At 71.4% G+C, this 15,575-nt stretch carries 14 protein-coding genes; 5 read left to right on the top strand and 9 right to left on the bottom strand.

The window, feature by feature from the left end; genetic code table 11:
- Nucleotides 1–94: 94 nt before the first annotated feature.
- Nucleotides 95–1,858, top strand: a complete 1,764-nt coding sequence (locus Ate02nite_RS25570; RefSeq protein WP_239147678.1) for a SpoIIE family protein phosphatase — start codon at nt 95–97, stop codon at nt 1,856–1,858.
- On the opposite strand, the gene Ate02nite_RS25565 is transcribed toward Ate02nite_RS25570, so the two are convergent.
- A complete protein-coding gene (locus Ate02nite_RS25565) occupies nt 1,785–3,401 on the bottom strand; it encodes an alpha-amylase family glycosyl hydrolase (protein ID WP_203809856.1) in 1,617 nt (538 codons plus the stop codon). The two genes, Ate02nite_RS25570 and Ate02nite_RS25565, sit on opposite strands and share 74 nt — an antisense overlap.
- Nucleotides 3,402–3,489: 88 nt before the next feature.
- On the opposite strand from Ate02nite_RS25565, the gene Ate02nite_RS25560 reads away from it, so the two are divergent.
- A complete protein-coding gene (locus Ate02nite_RS25560; RefSeq protein WP_203809854.1) occupies nt 3,490–4,008 on the top strand; it encodes a GNAT family N-acetyltransferase in 519 nt (172 codons plus the stop codon).
- Nucleotides 4,009–4,073: 65 nt separating this feature from the next.
- Here Ate02nite_RS25560 and Ate02nite_RS25555 read toward each other — a convergent pair whose 3' ends face one another.
- Genes Ate02nite_RS25555 through Ate02nite_RS25545 form a run of 3 tightly spaced genes read right to left on the bottom strand, consistent with a single transcriptional unit; the run spans nt 4,074 to nt 6,733 of the window.
- Nucleotides 4,074–4,823: a 3-keto-5-aminohexanoate cleavage protein gene (locus Ate02nite_RS25555; RefSeq protein WP_239147677.1), complete on the bottom strand. Its 750-nt coding sequence runs from the start codon at nt 4,821–4,823 to the stop codon at nt 4,074–4,076.
- Nucleotides 4,824–4,832: 9 nt separating this feature from the next.
- Nucleotides 4,833–6,101 (bottom strand): S1 RNA-binding domain-containing protein, encoded by a 1,269-nt coding sequence (locus Ate02nite_RS25550; RefSeq protein WP_203809852.1) that lies wholly within the window; start codon nt 6,099–6,101, stop codon nt 4,833–4,835.
- 26 nt (nt 6,102–6,127) lie between these two features.
- Nucleotides 6,128–6,733, bottom strand: a complete 606-nt coding sequence (locus Ate02nite_RS25545; protein ID WP_203809850.1) for a TetR/AcrR family transcriptional regulator — start codon at nt 6,731–6,733, stop codon at nt 6,128–6,130.
- 211 nt (nt 6,734–6,944) lie between these two features.
- Between Ate02nite_RS25545 and Ate02nite_RS25540 the strand changes: the two genes are divergently transcribed.
- On the top strand, nt 6,945–8,510 hold the full coding sequence (locus tag Ate02nite_RS25540; RefSeq protein WP_203809848.1) for a CocE/NonD family hydrolase: 1,566 nt from the start codon (nt 6,945–6,947) through the stop codon (nt 8,508–8,510).
- A 40-nt stretch (nt 8,511–8,550) separates the two neighbouring features.
- Entirely contained in the window at nt 8,551–9,330 is a 780-nt protein-coding gene (locus tag Ate02nite_RS25535; RefSeq protein ID WP_203809846.1) for an erythromycin esterase family protein, read from the top strand.
- A 299-nt stretch (nt 9,331–9,629) separates the two neighbouring features.
- Here the strand turns inward: Ate02nite_RS25535 and Ate02nite_RS25530 are convergent, their stop codons facing one another.
- From Ate02nite_RS25530 to Ate02nite_RS25515, 4 genes are read right to left on the bottom strand one after another with little or no spacing between them, the layout of a single operon-like run.
- Nucleotides 9,630–10,100, bottom strand: coding sequence for a P-loop nucleotide/nucleoside kinase family protein (locus Ate02nite_RS25530; protein ID WP_203809844.1), 471 nt, complete (start codon nt 10,098–10,100; stop codon nt 9,630–9,632).
- Nucleotides 10,094–10,876 carry a class I SAM-dependent methyltransferase gene (locus Ate02nite_RS25525; RefSeq protein WP_203809842.1) on the bottom strand — a complete coding sequence of 261 codons (783 nt, stop codon included), beginning with the start codon at nt 10,874–10,876 and terminating at the stop codon, nt 10,094–10,096. The genes Ate02nite_RS25530 and Ate02nite_RS25525 overlap by 7 nt, the downstream gene beginning before the upstream one ends.
- Nucleotides 10,873–11,913 (bottom strand): alpha/beta hydrolase, encoded by a 1,041-nt coding sequence (locus tag Ate02nite_RS25520; protein ID WP_203809840.1) that lies wholly within the window; start codon nt 11,911–11,913, stop codon nt 10,873–10,875. Before Ate02nite_RS25520 ends, Ate02nite_RS25525 begins: the two co-directional genes overlap by 4 nt.
- On the bottom strand, nt 11,910–13,322 hold the full coding sequence (locus tag Ate02nite_RS25515; protein WP_203809838.1) for a DHA2 family efflux MFS transporter permease subunit: 1,413 nt from the start codon (nt 13,320–13,322) through the stop codon (nt 11,910–11,912). Before Ate02nite_RS25515 ends, Ate02nite_RS25520 begins: the two co-directional genes overlap by 4 nt.
- Nucleotides 13,323–13,430: 108 nt before the next feature.
- On the opposite strand from Ate02nite_RS25515, the gene Ate02nite_RS25510 reads away from it, so the two are divergent.
- The gene (locus Ate02nite_RS25510) at nt 13,431–14,363 is read left to right on the top strand and encodes an NAD(P)-dependent alcohol dehydrogenase (protein WP_203809836.1); all 933 of its coding nucleotides are present in this window, start codon (nt 13,431–13,433) and stop codon (nt 14,361–14,363) included.
- On the opposite strand, the gene Ate02nite_RS25505 is transcribed toward Ate02nite_RS25510, so the two are convergent.
- A complete protein-coding gene (locus tag Ate02nite_RS25505; protein ID WP_203809834.1) occupies nt 14,358–15,563 on the bottom strand; it encodes a lanthionine synthetase LanC family protein in 1,206 nt (401 codons plus the stop codon). The two genes, Ate02nite_RS25510 and Ate02nite_RS25505, sit on opposite strands and share 6 nt — an antisense overlap.
- Nucleotides 15,564–15,575: the final 12 nt, after the last annotated feature.

Here is a 15,575-nt window from a genome sequence, read left to right as displayed (position 1 = left end):
CAGGTCGATACAGCCCGGATGAACGGCCGATGACGACCCCACCCTCACTGACGTACCAATGAGGCCGGTGGTCACGGACGGTCGGGAGGTACGGGTGGGAAGTCAGTTGGTGAGCACTCCGGCCGACGCTCTGATCGAGCGTGCCGTCGGCCTGCTCGCCGGCCGGTCCCGCTGCCGCCTCGCGGAGGCCCACCTCCACCTCGAGCGGATGGCCGTTGAGCAGCGCCGGGACATCGCCGAGGTGGCCGCCGGGGTGATCCGGGTGCTGGACGTCGGCTACGCCATGCCCGCGTCGCCCGGGTCGGTGCCGCAGATGGTCGACGCCGCCCTGACCGGCCCGCTGCCCACCCGCCCCGAACCGGTCCGCCGTTACGCTCCGTGGGTGTCGCTGGTGCAGCGAGTGCTCGACACCAGCCCCGGCATGTGTGGTTACCTGACCGCCGAGCGTGATCGCTCCGGCCGCATCGCCGACCTGGTCTGGCAGGCCGCCAGCCCCGGCGCCACCACCCCCGACGGCCGCCGCGGCCGGCAGCTGATCGGCCACCGGGCCAGCGACCAGTTCCCCCACGGCTGGGACACCTTCCAGGACGTCCTCGACTCCGGCTGTCCGACCGCGGTCGGCCCGTTCCGCTACGGCGACGGCCACTACACGGTCAGCGCCCACCGGCTCGGGCACGGCCTGCTGCTCAGCTGGTCCAAGCAGGACGGCGCCGACCGGTTCGCCAACCTCGGCTGGGGCGAGTGGGACCTGACCAGCGGCGACATCTTCTGGTCGGAGGCGATGTACAAGATCTACGACCGCGACCCGGGCCTCGGCCCGCTCAGCGCGGCCGAGACCGACGCGCTGCTGGAGCCGGGCGACACCGCGATGATCCGGGCCGCCCTCGAGGCGTACGACAACGAGTCCCAGGTGGACGTCACCGTCCGGGTGCGCCTCGGCCGCCGGGTGAAACACCTGCGCACCGTGGCCGAGGCGGTCCGTGACGCGGCCGGCCGCCCGCTGCGGGTCTTCGCGATCGTCCAGGACGTCACCGACCGGGCGTTCCCGCCGCCGGCCCGGCCCGCGCCGGCTCCTTCGCTTCCCGGCCACCTGCAGCGGATGATCCAGCCGCTGCCCGAGGAGCCGATCGAACTGCCCGGCCTCAAGGTGGCCCTGCGCTACCTGCCGGCCGGCCAGGAGAGCTTCGTCGGCGGCGACTGGTATCAGGCGACCCGGCTGCGCGACGGCTCGGTGCTCCTCGCGGTCGGCGACGTCGCCGGGCACGGCACCCCCGCCGCCACCACGATGGCCCAGCTGCGGCACGCGCTGCGCGCCCTGGCGGTCACCACCAGCGACCCCGGTGTCCTGCTCGGTCACCTCAACCGGCTGACCTGCGAACTCGAACGCGACAACCCCGAGCTCTCGGCCACCGCCGTGGTCGTCCGCTACGACCCGGCCGGCGGCGAGATCACCTGGGCCCAGGCCGGGCACCCGCCGCCGCTGCTGAGCCGGGGCGGCCGCACCATGCCCCTGGAACGGCCACCCGGCCCGATCCTGGGCGTGGTCGACGACGCCGTCTATCCCACGAGCCGGATGCCGTTCCGCATCGGTGACGTGCTGCTGCTCTACACCGACGGCCTTGTCGAACACCGGCACCGCGGCCCCGACGACGGCCTCGGCCAGGTGATCCGCACGGTCGACGAGGCGGTCCGGGCCTCGCCCCAGCAGCCCCTGGCCCAGTTGCTGGCCCGGCTGCGTCAGGCCAACCCCGACGACGACACGTGCATCCTGGCCGCCCGCCCGGTCAGCGGCGAGACCCGGGACCTGCGGCATCACCTGCAAGCCTCAGGAGCCCGTAGCCAAACCCCGCCACGGTGATCGTGTCGCCGTCATGCTCGATGCCGTCCGCCAGGATCGGGGTGGCCGTCCCCGCCACGGTGATCGTCGCCGGCTCCCGCCGCGGATTCAAAACCACCAGATCAGACCCATTCCGGATGTACGCGAGGGGATAGCCCTCGTTGATCACCTGGGTGGTGCCCCGCGTCGGCGGCCGCACCCGGATCAGCTCGCGCACGAAGTTCAGCGTCGAATCCGGATCGTCCTCCTGGGCGGCCACCGTCGGCCGCCGCGGATCCGGGTCGACCGGCAGGTAGAGCTTGTCCGGGTCGGCCGTGGAGAACCCGGCGTTCGGCGAGTCGTCCCACTGCATCGGCGTACGGCAGCCGGCCCGGTTGTAGGTCGGGTTGCAGATCGCGCCCTCCACATCGGGCATGTCCGGCAGGTACCGCATGCCGATCTCGTCCCCGTAGTACAGGCACGGCACGTTGCCCCAGGTGAACAGGAACATCAGCGCGGCCCGCAGCTGCTGTTCGGTGCGCGAGCCGACGCGTAGCCGGTCGTAGTCGTGGTCGGCGGTGGCGAGCACGATCGGCCGGTCCGGCCCGGCCGCCCGGGCCCCGTGCCAGGCGTCCAGGAACGGCCGGGTGCTGCCCTTGCCGGCTTCGTCGAAGAACGGGTCCTGCGGCGCCTGGAACGGCAGAATCCCGGCGGCGTGATTGTCGAACAGGCTGGCGTGCGCGTTCTTGATGACCAGGAAGAAGTCGGCGTCGAACGCGAACGACCCACCGGTCCGAGGCTCACTGCCCTCCGGGATGAGCACCGCGTCCGGGTACGCCTCATCGAGCCACGCCCGGATCTCCCGCCAGATCTCGACGGTCTCCCGGATCCCGTCGTCCCACAGCTCGTCCTTGACCAGCGAGAACGCCATGTCCACCCGGAACCCGGCCACCCCCTTGGCCAGCCAGAACCCGATGATGTCCTTGAGCGCCTGCCGATTGCGCAGCGGCCCTGGAGCGTCCACGGCGTCCCGCCACGGTTCGTCCCGCCCCGGCCGGGCCACCCACCCGAAGTTGAGCGCGGGTTGCTCGTCATAGAAGTTCTTGAGGTACCACCCCCGGCGAGGCCCCGGCGACGGAACCCAGGCCGGCACCCCCGGCGTGTCCCGAGTCCACCCACCCTCCGGCAACTGCTCACACCAGATGTACCGGTCCCCGTCAGGATCAGGCCCGTCCGCCGCCAGCTCTTTCTGAAACCAGGCGTGCTGGATAGAGGTGTGCCCCGCAACGAGGTCCAGCATGACCCGAATGCCGCGCGCCCCGGCCTTCTCGACGAGTTCCACCATGTCGTCGTTGCTGCCGTACCGAGGCGCGATCGCAAGGTAGTCCGACACGTCATACCCCGCGTCCACAAACGGCGAGGCGAAGCAGGGATTGAACCAGATGACGTCGACCCCGAGCGAGGCGATGTAGTCGAGCCGCTCAATGACCCCACGCAGGTCACCCACGCCATCCCCGTCGGAGTCGGCAAACGACTGCGGATAGATCTCATACATCACCGCATCGGCAAACCAGTCACCAGCCATGCCCGCCATGCTAAGCAGCTCCAGGCTCAGAGTCGCGTAGAGCGCCACGCGTCCACCGGAACGCGCTACATAGATAGAGTCCGTTCCCATGACGGAGTGGGTGAAACTCGAGCTGGACATCGACAGGTTCGACGATGCGAGATTCGAGCCCTACCTGCGACGGGCTCAGTCGGCAGGCACACGGTTCACGACCATGGCCGCCCTCGACGATGCACCGGAGCAACGCCGAGCGCTCTACCACCTGAACAAGGCCTGCTCGGCCGACATCCCCGACCGAGGACCGTTCTACACGTACGACGAGTACGTGGCTCAGCGCATCGACGTCGCGACCTTCAACCCGAACGGTGTCATAGTCGCCACCCTGGGCGCCGATTGGATCGCGATGTCGGCCACCTCCCTGCACCCCGATCAACAGTTCGCGTTCTCGGAGATGACCGGAGTGCTTGCTCCGCACCGCGGCAAGGGCCTGTCCCTTGCGTTGAAACTGTTGGCGATCCAATTCGTTCGATCTTCGGGCTACCGACGCCTCGTGGCCTTCCACCACCCCCGTAACGAGACCGCCATCGCCATGAACCGGCGACTGGGCTTCGTCGATCAAGTCCGCTGATGCTTTGGTCCCTCTGGCGCGGGCGAGATGCCGGTTCCCTGGAAACGGGCGCCCGCCGCTGGGTTTTACGGAGTGCGCCACCTGGGCAGGGCGTGCTCGACCAAGGCCGCGTTGCCGGGGGCGGGGGAGCCGTCCGGGAGCGTCAGGGTGTCCTCGAGGCCGATGCGGGTGGGCAGGCCCAGGTGGCCGGCGTGGGTTATCAGGGGCCAGCAGGCCTCCTCCTCGCCGTGCAGCAGGCGCTCGCCTCGGTAACCGGCGGCGTCCAGCCGGGCCAGGATCGCGTCGGCGGCCGGCACCGCCCGGTCGGCGGGGGTGTCGAGGACCTCGATCAGGACGCGTTCCAGGGGGAGCCTGCGCAGCGCGTCCACCTCGTCCGGGTGCCACACGCCGGCCTCGACGCCGACGCCCTGGGAGGCCAGCAGGCGCACCAGATCGGTGAAGCCCGGCTCGCTCACGTTGACCGACGCGAAGTCCGGCATCTCGCGCCAGGAGGCCACCAGGGCGGCCCGGCGGTGTGCGTCGCCGCCGGTCATCCACACGCCGGTGGAGACACCGACCCGGATACCGGGGCAGGCGGCTCGGATCGCGGTCACCGCGGCGCCGATGTCGGCCGCCGCCAGCGATTCCGCGCCGGCGGCGTCGCGTGGGTGCACGTGGACCGCTTCGGCGCCGGCCTTTACCGCCGCCACCGCCTCGGCGGCCAGGTCGGCGGGGGAGGCGGGGAACGGGCGGCCGCCATTGAGGCAGGCCTTGATGCGCCGAATCGCGCCGTCCCCGGTGGGCTGGTAGCTGCCGGGGACGGTCGCGCTTCTCACCACGGCGGGCTAGACGCCGCCGCCGGCCTCGCGGGCGGCCAGGACCTGCCGGCCGTGTGCCTCCCAGCGCTCGCGGGCCTGTGAGTACTGCTGTTCCCAGGCGTCGCGCTGCTCGTCGAACCCCTCGAGCCACTCACCGGTCCCCGAGTCGAAGCCCTCGGGGTAGATGTAGTTGCCGTCGTTGTCGTACGTCGCGGCCATGCCGTACAGGGTGGGGTCGAAGTTCTCGTCGCCCTCCTGGTAGGCCTCGGCGGCCTGGCGCAGCGACAGCGAGATGCGCCGCCGTTCCAGGTCGATGTCGATGACCTTGGCGAAGACCTCGTCGCCGGTCTGCACGACCTGCTCGGGGGACTCGATGTGGCCGCCGGACAGCTCCGAGATGTGCACCAGGCCCTCGATGCCGTCGTCGACCTGGACGAACGCGCCGAACGGCACCAGCTTGGTGATCCGGCCGGGCACGATCTGGCCGATCTGGTGGGTGCGGGCGAAGTGCCGCCACGGGTCTTCCTGGGTCGCCTTCAGCGACAGGGAGACCCGCTTGCGCTCGGAGCTGACCTCGAGGACTTCGACCTCGACCTCCTGGCCGACCCGCACCACCTCGGACGGGTGGTCGACGTGCCGCCAGGACAACTCCGAGACGTGCACCAGCCCGTCGACCCCGCCGAGGTCGACGAACGCGCCGAAGTTGACGATCGACGAGACGACGCCCTTGCGGACCTGGCCCTTGGCGAGCCGTTCGAACAGGCCGCTGCGAGCCTCGGTGCGGTGCTGCTCGAGCCAGGCGCGGCGGGACAGCACCACGTTGTTACGGGTGCGGTCCAGCTCGAGGATCTTGGCTTCGAGCTCGCGGCCCACGTAGGGACGCAGGTCGCGGACGCGCCGCATCTCGACGAGTGACGCGGGCAGGAAGCCCCGCACCCCGATGTCGAGGATCAGGCCGCCCTTGACGGCCTCGGTGACAGGTCCGCGTACGGTCCCGTCCTCGTCCTTGATCTTCTCGATCGAGGCCCACAGCTCCTCGCGAGCGATCGCGGCCGGATCGGGCGCAGCCGGCTCGGCCGGCTCAGCGTCGTCCGGCGCGGTTTCGGCCAGCGAGGTCTCGGCCGGCTCAGCTTCGGCCGCAGCCGGCAGTGCGCCGTCAGGATCGGGAGCGGAAGGCTCGGCATCGGGTAAAGCTTGCTCCGGTGTTGCGGTATTGATCTCAGGAGACGGAGCAGTCTCGGGCAGAACGGACTCTGGCGCCTCGATTTCGGGCACCATTGCATCGGGCGAGCTCATCGACTATCCCACCTGTTCGTCGAACATCAGAGCTTACCAATCCGCTGTGGCGCCTCGGAAGGCGACGAAACCGGCCTGAACACGCCGTCGAGAGCCAGGTCGATGGAGCGGCCGGCTGCGGCCACCGCTTCGGCGTGGTTTGTTGCGCCCTCGACGACGCCCTCGACCATACCGAACAACAGCACCAGGTCGTCAGGTACCAGATCGGCTCTTACGTAACCGTTGTCCTGTGCGCGCCGTAGCGGCTCGGCCAGAACCCCGATCAGGCGGCGCAGAAACCGGCCCCGGGTGGCCGCGTCGAGCCGCCGGGCCAGCTGGACCAGGGGTCGCATGGTCACCTGGGCGCGCAGGATCTCGTTGAGCGCGGTGCGGAAGGTGGCGGGCTGTTCCAGACCGGCCGCCACACAGTGTTCGAGCCCGTCCAGCAGATAGCCGATCACCGCGGTGGCCAGCGCCATCCGGTCCGGGAAGTGCCGGTACAGGGTGGCCTGGCCGATCCCGGCCCGGCGGGCGATCTCCGGCATCCCGACCGTGGCCGACTGGCTGGACATCAGCTCGCAGGCGGCCTGCAGGATGGCGGTGCGGTTGCGCAGTGCGTCCCGGCGACGCGCCGGCTGAGTGCCGTAGAGCATCCTGCACCCCCAGTTGACACGGGTTACTCGCCAGTAAAGTGACCAACGTTACTGGCAAGTAACGATAATGTCATGAAGTTCAAATTCTCGGTACTCACTCCTACGCTCCCGGCACCGGAGCGCTCCGGCACTGCTCCACCTCGCCTCCGGGCGCGGCAGCCGCCATCCACCCGGCGGCGCCGCGCCCGTCCGTCCCCGCCCGGGAGTGCGCATGGTGCCACGCCGCTCAACCCTGTTCGCCGTCCTATCGGTGCTGGCCGCGACCGTCCTGATCGGGGCCGCTCCCGGCCCGGCCGCCGCCGCGGCCACCACGACCACCAGGTTCGTCGACATCCCCGGCGACGGCGTGACGCTGAAGGCCAACGTGGTCGCCCCGGCCGCGACCGGCAGTTACCCGGCGGTCGTCTTCCCGTCCAGCTGGGGCCTCAACGACATCGAATACCTGGCCCAGGCCCAGAGCATGGCCGCCGACGGGTACGTGGTGGTCTCCTACACCCCGCGCGGGTGGTGGGCCAGCGGCGGCGAGATCGACACCGCCGGGCCGAAGGACATGGCCGACCTGTCCAAGGTGCTCGACTGGACGATCGCCAACACCCCGGCCGACCCGGCTCGCCTCGGCGCGGCCGGCGTGTCCTACGGCGCCGGGATCAGCCTGCTCGGCGCGGCGTTCGACAAGCGGATCCGGGCGGTCGCGATGCTCAGCGGCTGGACCGACCTGGTGTACTCGCTCTACAGCGACCAGACCCGGCACCTGCAGTCGTCCGGCCTGCTCAGCCTGGCCGCGCAGCTGGTCGGCAAGCCGAGCGCCGAGCTGAGCACCATGCTCGGCGACTTCATGGCCAACCGGAACGTGCCCAAGGTGATGGAGTGGGCGAAGGTCCGCTCGCCGGCCACCTACCTGGACCAGATCAACGCGAACGCACCGGCCGTGCTGATCCAGAACGCCTGGGGCGACACCTTCTTCCCGCCCAACCAGCTGGCCGACTTCTACGGCAAGCTCTCCACCCCCAAGCGCCTCGAGCTGCGCCCCGGCGACCACGCGATCGCCGAGCTGACCGGCATCCTGGGCCTGCCCAACGACGTGTGGACCAGCACCACCGGCTGGTTCGACCGCTACCTCAAGGGCGACACCGGCGGAACCAAGCCCGGCCAGGTCTACCTGAAGCCGGACAACGCCGCGGCGGAGACCTGGAGCGCCTGGAGCGCTCAAACCACAAGCACCAAGCGGTACGGGCTGGGCGAGATCCGCTGGTACGACGGCACCGGCCTGCTCGGCGGCAGCCCCAGCACCGGCTGGTCGAAGAGCCTGCCCAACGACTACGACACGGTCGCCAACGGCGGCGTGGTGCTGCTGACCAACGGCATCTCCGCGTTCACCGGCCGGCGCCCGACGATCTGGCTGCCGTTCGTCGACCGCAACCGGGCCGGCGTCTGGGCCGCCGAGCGCCCGTCGACCGCCCTGAAGGTGCGCGGCATCCCGAAGGTGCACCTGAACCTCACCGGCACCGCCGCCACCGGCTCGCTCGTCGCGTACCTCTACGACCTGGACAGCGTGGGCAACGCCGACCTGCTCACCCACGCTCCGGTGAACTGGCAGTCCACTACGACCGGTAGCCGGTCGATCGACCTGTCACTGTCCGCGGTCAACTACGACGTGCCCGCCGGGCACTCGCTGACCCTGGTTGTCGACACCGTGGACCCGCTCTACTACGACGCCAACAGCGGCGGCACCACCACGATCACCGGCGGTTCGTACCTGGATCTGCCGGTGAAATGACCGACGTATACCGCCCGGTTGCCGTGGGTAACCGGGCGGTATGCACCGGTACGGCGACGAGGTGGCGGCGATCGCGCGGCCCCTGCGCGACCCGGGTGACCTGGACATCCTGCTCGACCGGGCGGACCACGCCCGGGTCGTGCTGATCGGCGAGGCCAGCCACGGCACGCACGAGTTCTACCAGTGGCGGTCCGCGCTGACCCGGCGGCTGATCGAGGAGCGCGGCTTCGACCTGCTCGCGGTCGAGGGGGACTGGCCGGACTGCGCGCGAGTCGACGCGGCGGTGCGCGGCGGCCCGCAGCCGCGCGAGGCGCTGCTCGGTTACGACCGCTGGCCGACCTGGATGTGGGCCAACGAGGAGACCGTCGACTTCGCCGACTGGCTGCGCGGCCACAACGCCTCTTGCGGCAAAGAGAGAGGCTTCCACGGCCTGGATGTCTACTCGCTGTGGGAGTCGATCCGGGAGATCCTGGTCTGGCTGCGCGAGCACGACCCCGACCAGGTCCCGGCGGCCCTGGCCGCCTATCACTGCCTGGCCGCCTACGGCGAGGACCCCAACGCGTACGCCTACGCGACCCGCTTCGGCGACGCGTCCTGCGCCGACCAGGTCGAAGGTCTGACGCTCCGCTTCGGAGAGCTGACCGCTTTCGCCCGGAAAGAGCAGATCCCTTATCCGTACGCGCCGGTCCACTCCCGTGGCACTCGGTGCCGCCAGGTGCAACTCGCCCTCCGCGCGCCCGCTACGGGCGGTCCCGACCCAAGACCTCAATTCCTATCCCGCCAGGCGACGGCTCACCCAGGGTGTCAGGTGTTTTGCTAGCTTTGCCGGTCCTAGTGGTGGCCGGCCCGCGCCCGGGTCTTCCGCGCCCGGGCCAGCTTGCAAACGTTGGAGACTTACTGCTCGGAGCGAGCAGGAACTCCACAAGATCGCGCGCTTACCGGAGGTACGCAGAGCAGCGCGTATAGGTGAGCAGAGCAAAGCCGCCAGGGGGTTGGTGTCCGATTGCGCGAGCGCCGCCGCACGTGCCGGTGTGGCACGCCGGTCGCGCGGTGGCGGCGGTCGGGCGTAATTGCGCTTGTCTACGGCGTGCTGCACGTCGACGTCGGGAAGTCCGAGACCTACTCGAGTGGTGCCCGACCGGCAAAAGCCAATATTTCCGGAAAGCCGGGCTCGTAGTCCGTGGTGGTGTCGACGAGCAAGGTCGGCAGCGGCGCTGCGATGGGCGCCCACTCCCGTACTCCCATGGGCGTCCCCGGATGTGCGGCCCGGACCACCACGCGGTTTGCCGCGGCCGAAGGATCCGCGACGCATCGGATGACCCGGGTCGGCCCGAGGGCGAGTAGTGGCTGCCACGGTCCGTCCTGGAAGGCGGCCTCCGCGATCACCGTTACCCCGGCCGCGACCAGCGACGACACCGTGTCGACGAAGGTCCGGTAGGAGTGCATCAACCCCGGGTCCGGGGTTCCGGCGTGGACGATTCCCTCGCGGATCTCGTCTCGGCTGATCACCGGGCAGCCGAGGGAGCGGGCCAGCCGGTGCGCCAGGGTGCTCTTTCCGGTGCCGGGGGCGCCGCTGATAATGATCAGCAATGGGCCAGGACGATCCGCACGCGGGTGGTGAAGTCGAGCGGGTGGTCCAGTTCGGCGGCGAGAGCCGAGATGGCGAGGGAGCGGCGTTCGACCGGGATGCCGTCGACCAGCTGGCGGCCGGCGTGCGAGCCGATCCACTCGTACAGGTGGGCGGCGTCGTTGAAGGCGCTGCGTACCTCGACCTCGCGGACCTCGGCGGTGGCGAAGCCAGCCGCCAGGACGGCCGCCCGCAGGCTCTCGGCCGAGTCGAACATCGGGTGGTTCCGGCGCTCCGGCGGGCTGTCGGCGAACCGCGCCAAAATCTTCATGGCCTGCGGATAGCGGGGGTCATGCTGGGCGAAGCTGCTGACGGCCAGCCGGCCGGCGGGCTGCAGAAGCCGGCGGTACGCGACGAGCGCGGCCGGCGGATCGGGCAGGAAGAACAGCACCAGGCCCGAGGTGATCACGTCGAACGACCCGCCGGGATAGGCCGGGTTCTGCGCGTCGCCGAGCACCACCCGCACCTGGTCGAGGCCGGTGGCCGCGGCCCGGCTGCGGGCCACCATGCCGGGTGCGAGATCGATGCCGGTGACCTGCCCGCGCGACCCGACCGCCTCGGCGACCGGGACCAGGACAGCGCCGCTGCCGCAGCCCGCGTCGAGGACCCGCTCACCCGGCTGGGGCGCGACCGCCCGCACCAGCTCGGCGGCGATCGGCCGGAAGAACTCCACCCCGACGTTGTCGTACGTTTCGGAGGCATTGTCGAAAACGCGGACGATCGCGGCGGGTTCGGTCATCGACCAACTATGTCAGGCGCCCGCCATTCGGTCCCGTTCGTCACCGCGTCGAGGAAGGCGGCCAGGTAGTCCTCGGCGATCCGGCCGGTGCCGGGGTCGCCGAGACGTAGCGCCCGCCGCACCGGCGCGGCCAGCCAGTACGCGGCGTAGTCGCTCATGTCGAGCGGCCCGGCGCCGGGCAGCGGGTAGGCCCGGGCACCGGCGGCGATCAACCGGCGAGATCCGGCCGCCGAGCCGAGCAGCAGGGCCGGCTTGTCCAGCCCGCTCGTGGCGACCTGCCCATAGGGTGTCCCGTCCAGGTCGGCGGCACCCCGGCAGTGGTCGTCGGTGCGGCACGCCTCGAGGGCGGCGGCCCCGCCGAACCCGTGCCCCACATAAATCACCCGAGAAGCGTCGGCGTGCGCGCCGAGCAGCACCGCGACCCGGCCGGCCGCGAACCGGGCGTCGGCCGCCTGCACGGTGGCGAGCCGGTCGCCGCGCGGCCCGGCCAGGTCGGTCGGGCGGCCGGCCGCCGAGGCGCGGATCGGTTGGCCGCCGATCACGGTCAGACCGGCGCTGTAGGTCGGGGTCACCCCGGCGACCAGGTAACCGTGGCTGGCGAGCCGGGCGCCGAGGGCGGCGTACTGCGGTGCCGACAGGCCGAGGGCGGGCATCAGCACCACGATCGGGAAGGTGCCGGTGGCCAGCGGCGCATCGTCGTACGTGCCGGTCCTGATGTTGGTGAAGTTGGTCTGGGCCCAGCCGAAACGGTGCAGCGCGGCCCATTCCCCGGGCGCGTAGGGCGACGGTGTGCCGCCGCCGGTGGCGGCCGGATACCAGAGGGTCAGGGCCAGCACCCGCGGGTTTCCGCCGAGCGGCGCGAGTTCGTCGGTGCGGGAGCGGTCGGCGAGCTCGTGGGTGGCCCGGCCCACCCGGTACGGCCCGTCCGGCGCGAGCGAGACCGGGTGCCGCGACCGGTGGCCGAGGAACCCGGCGTATGCGCCGCCGAGCAGCAGCACCGCGGCCGCCGCGGCCGCCAGAACCCGCTTGAGAGTCACAGCGATATCTTGGCCGCCTCCGCCGGGCTGGTTTGCACCGCCGCCCGTTCGACCGTGCCGCGTGCCCATTTCCCGGTCGTGACCAGGCCCAGCACCAGCACCGCCGCGCCCAGGCCCGACATGATCCACCAGCCGGCGTGGCTGGCCTCGGCGAAGCCGGCCCCGGCGTTCCCGGCGACGGCCGCGCCGATCACCGCGACGCCGAGCGCCCCGCCGACCTGCCGGCTGGTCGAGGCGATGGCCGCGGCCACCCCGGCCTGCTCGCGCGGCATGCCGGAGACGGCGGTGTTGGTGATCGGCGAGTTGACCATGGCGAAGCCGAACCCGAACAGCACGTAGCAGACCATCAGCAGCCACACCGGGGTGTCGGCGGTCAGCCGGGTCAGCGGCAGCAGGCCGGCCACGAACGCGACCCCGGCCAGGGTGAGCGGCAGGCGGGTGCCGCGCGCCCCCACCAGACGCCCGGAGATCGGTGAGAACAGCGCGGTGGTGGCTGCCATCGGCAGCGTCCACAGACCGGCGTGCAGCGGCGACAGGCCGCGCGTGTCCTGGAGGTAAATCGAGTTGAGGAACAGGAACCCGGCGAGGGCCCCGAACGCCGACACCGCGATCAGCGTCGCGCCGCTGAACGGCACGCTGCGGAAGAACCGCAGCTCGAGCAGGGGTTCCTTCTGCCGGGGCTCGTATATCAAAAGACCGGCCAAGGAGGCCGCGCCGACCAGGAAACACCCGACGATCAGCGGCGAGCTCCAGCCGGCGGTGGGTCCCTCGATGATGCCGTACGTGACTCCGGCGAGCGTCAGGAACACCAGCACCTGCCCGACCGGGTCGAGGCGCCGCGCCTTGGGTGCCCGCGACTCCGGCACGAACTTCCACGCCAGCAGGAACGCGGCCACCCCGACCGGCACGTTGATCCAGAAGATCGACCGCCAGCCGAGGGTGTCGACCAGAAAGCCGCCGAGCAGTGGCCCGACCGCCATGCTGAACCCGACCACGCCACCCCACACGCCGATCGCCCGGGCCCGCTCACGGGGTTCGGTGAAGGTGTTCGTGATGATCGACATGGCGACCGGGTTGAGCATCGACCCGCCGATCGCCTGCACCGCCCGGAACGCGATCAGCCAGCCCAGGCTGGGCGCCAGGCTGCACAGCAGCGACCCGGCGCTGAACAGGGCGAGCCCGGTCTGAAAGGTCCGGCGCCGGCCGACCCGGTCGGCGGTAGACCCGGACAGCACCAGCAGGCTGGCGAGAACCAGGGTGTACGCGTCGATGGTCCACTGCAGGCCGGAGATGCTCGCGCCGAGGTCCTCGCGCAGGGCCGGCAGCGCGATGTTCATGATCGTCGCGTCCATGCCGACGATGAACAGGCTCATGCAGCAGATGGCCAGGACGAGATAGGGGCGGCGCACCCCTCAGTTCTACCCGGTGACTGCATGATGCAGCCTGTTATCTCGATCTCGATCTCGCCGAGGTGTTCTACCTTCGACGGCATACCGCCTTCCACCTTCGGAGTGATCATGAAGGCCATCGTTCAGGACGTGTACGGCGACGCGGACGTGCTCCGCCTCGCCGACGTGCCCCCACCCACCCCCGGCCCCAAGGACGTGCTGATCCGGGTGCGTGCGGCCGGGGTCGACCGCGGCGCCTGGCACGCCATGACCGGCCTGCCGCTGATCGCCCGGCTCGGCTTCGGGCCGCGCCGCCCGCGCAACCCCACCCCCGGCATGGACCTGGCCGGTGTCGTCGAGGCGGTCGGCGCCGAGGTCACCGACTTCACGCCCGGTGACGAGGTGTTCGGCAGCGGCCGCAGCACCTGGGCCGAGTACGCCCTGGCCCGCCCGGGAAAGCTGGCCCGCAAACCCGCCCACCTCACCTTCGAGCAGGCCGCCGCCCTGCCCACCTCGGGTTCGACGGCCCGGCGGATGGTCGGCGAGGCGGCCGCCGGCACCGAGACGCTGATCATCGGCGCGGGCGGGGGAGTGGGCTCGTTCGCGGTGCTGCTGGCCACGGCCCGCGGTGACCGGGTGACCGGCGTGTGCAGCACCGCCAAGGCCGACGCGGTCCGGTCGCTCGGCGCGGACCGGGTCATCGACTACACCCGCGAGCCGGTGACCGGCCGCTACGACCTGGTCGTCGACATCGCCGGCAACCGCTCGCTGGCCGAGCTGCGCGCCCTGCTCACCCCGCGGGGCCGGCTGATGATCGCCGGCGGTGAGGACGGCGGCCGCTGGTTCGGCGGCCTGGAACGCAACCTCCAGCTGTTCGCCCTGTCGCCGTTCGTCCGGCAGCACCTGGGCGCCCCGGTGGTGCTGACCAACCGGCCCGCCCTGGAGGCCCTGACCTCGCTGACCCCGCTGGTCAGCGAGACATATCCGCTGGCCGAGGCCCCGGCCGCGATGGCCCGCCTGGCGTCCGGCCGAATCGCGGGCAAAGCCGTCCTGATCTCATAGCCAGTCCAGCACCGGCCCGGTGTGCGGGGCGTCGAGGCGGGCCAGCCAGCCGGCGATGCCGGCGGCGCCCTGCATGAAACCCGGCTCCGGCGGCAGGTCCGGGACGGTGGCGGTGTGTTCGAAGTTCGACCAGGTCAGCCCGGCCGGGGTGGTCAGCGTGCGGGCCAGCACGTCGTCGGCCAGGCGCCGCGACCAGGCCAGCATCTCCGGGTCGCCGGTGGCCCGGTAGCGGTCGAGCAGCACCTGGCCGACGCCGGCCGTGCCGCAGCAGCGGGCCAGGTTGTCCCAGTAACCCGGGTAGAGCCGCTCCGGGATCCGGCTGTCCCGCAGGCCTTGCAGGCAGGCGTCGATGCCTTGCGGCCAGCGCGGATCCGGCACCAGCGTGTCGAGCAGGGCGAACGTGCGGATCACGCCGGTCGGCCCGTGGCACCAGCCGAAGTTCACGGTGGGCCGGTCCGGCTTGGGCGGGATCATCAGCGGCACCGCCCACCCGCCGCCGGGTTGGTGGCCGAGGGCCAGAAGGCCGTCCGCGGCGCGGACGGCAACCTCGATCAGGTCGGTCCGGCCGAGCGTTTCCCCCGCTCTGGCCAGGGCGTACGCGACCCCGGCGGTCCCGTGCGAGAAACCCGGGAGCAGATGCTCGTACGCCGGGGTCGGGTCCATCCGCCAGTGCAGCCCGTCCGGCCGGTCCAGGGCCAGCCCGACGAGGCCGTCCGCCACCTGCCCGGCCGCCGCCGCGACGGCCGGGTCGTCGCAGCCGTCCACCAGGGCCAGCAGGATCCCGGCGTCCCCGGAGATGATGTCGGTGCAGCGGTCCGGATCGGCGAGGCGGTCCGGCATCCGCGCCGCGACCCGCCCGATGATCGTGGTGGCGGCTTTCCGGGCGGTGTCGTCGCCGGTGACGTCGGCCCAGGCGCGCAGTGCCACCGCGATGCCGGGCCACCCTTCGAAGAGCCCGTCGTCGAGCTCGGCTTTGTTGCCCGCGGCGACCAGGTGCACCAGCCGGTCCCGGGCGCCCTCGGCGACCCTCGGTTCCACTCCGGCCGCCACCGCTTCGGCGCAGCCGAGCAGCACGCCGGCCGTACCGACGTACAGTCCGTCGTCGACCTGGCCGTTCTCGGTCCAGCTCAGTCCGCCGTCGGTGGCGACCGCCACCGATGCGATCCAGGCGAAGGCCTGGCCTGCCACGTCCCCCGTCACCCGCCCATGCTC

This window comes from Paractinoplanes tereljensis (genome assembly GCF_016862435.1).
In the GTDB taxonomy this organism is placed as follows: Bacteria; Actinomycetota; Actinomycetes; order Mycobacteriales; family Micromonosporaceae; genus Actinoplanes; species Actinoplanes tereljensis.
The sequence above is the reverse complement of the archived record's forward strand: the minus strand, read 5'-3'. Positions and strand labels throughout refer to the sequence as shown.

What these genes read in the sequence shown, in the direction of transcription:
- Ate02nite_RS25535 (WP_203809846.1), top strand. Translation starts at nt 8,551, where the DNA reads ATGCACCGGTACGGCGACGAGGTGGCGGCGATCGCGCGGCCCCTGCGC.
- Ate02nite_RS25540 (WP_203809848.1), top strand. Translation starts at nt 6,945, where the DNA reads ATGGTGCCACGCCGCTCAACCCTGTTCGCCGTCCTATCGGTGCTGGCC.
- Ate02nite_RS25510 (WP_203809836.1), top strand. Translation starts at nt 13,431, where the DNA reads ATGAAGGCCATCGTTCAGGACGTGTACGGCGACGCGGACGTGCTCCGC.
- Ate02nite_RS25545 (WP_203809850.1), bottom strand. Translation starts at nt 6,733, where the DNA reads ATGCTCTACGGCACTCAGCCGGCGCGTCGCCGGGACGCACTGCGCAAC.
- Ate02nite_RS25525 (WP_203809842.1), bottom strand. Translation starts at nt 10,876, where the DNA reads ATGACCGAACCCGCCGCGATCGTCCGCGTTTTCGACAATGCCTCCGAA.
- Ate02nite_RS25560 (WP_203809854.1), top strand. Translation starts at nt 3,490, where the DNA reads ATGACGGAGTGGGTGAAACTCGAGCTGGACATCGACAGGTTCGACGAT.
- Ate02nite_RS25565 (WP_203809856.1), bottom strand. Translation starts at nt 3,401, where the DNA reads ATGGCTGGTGACTGGTTTGCCGATGCGGTGATGTATGAGATCTATCCG.
- Ate02nite_RS25550 (WP_203809852.1), bottom strand. Translation starts at nt 6,101, where the DNA reads ATGAGCTCGCCCGATGCAATGGTGCCCGAAATCGAGGCGCCAGAGTCC.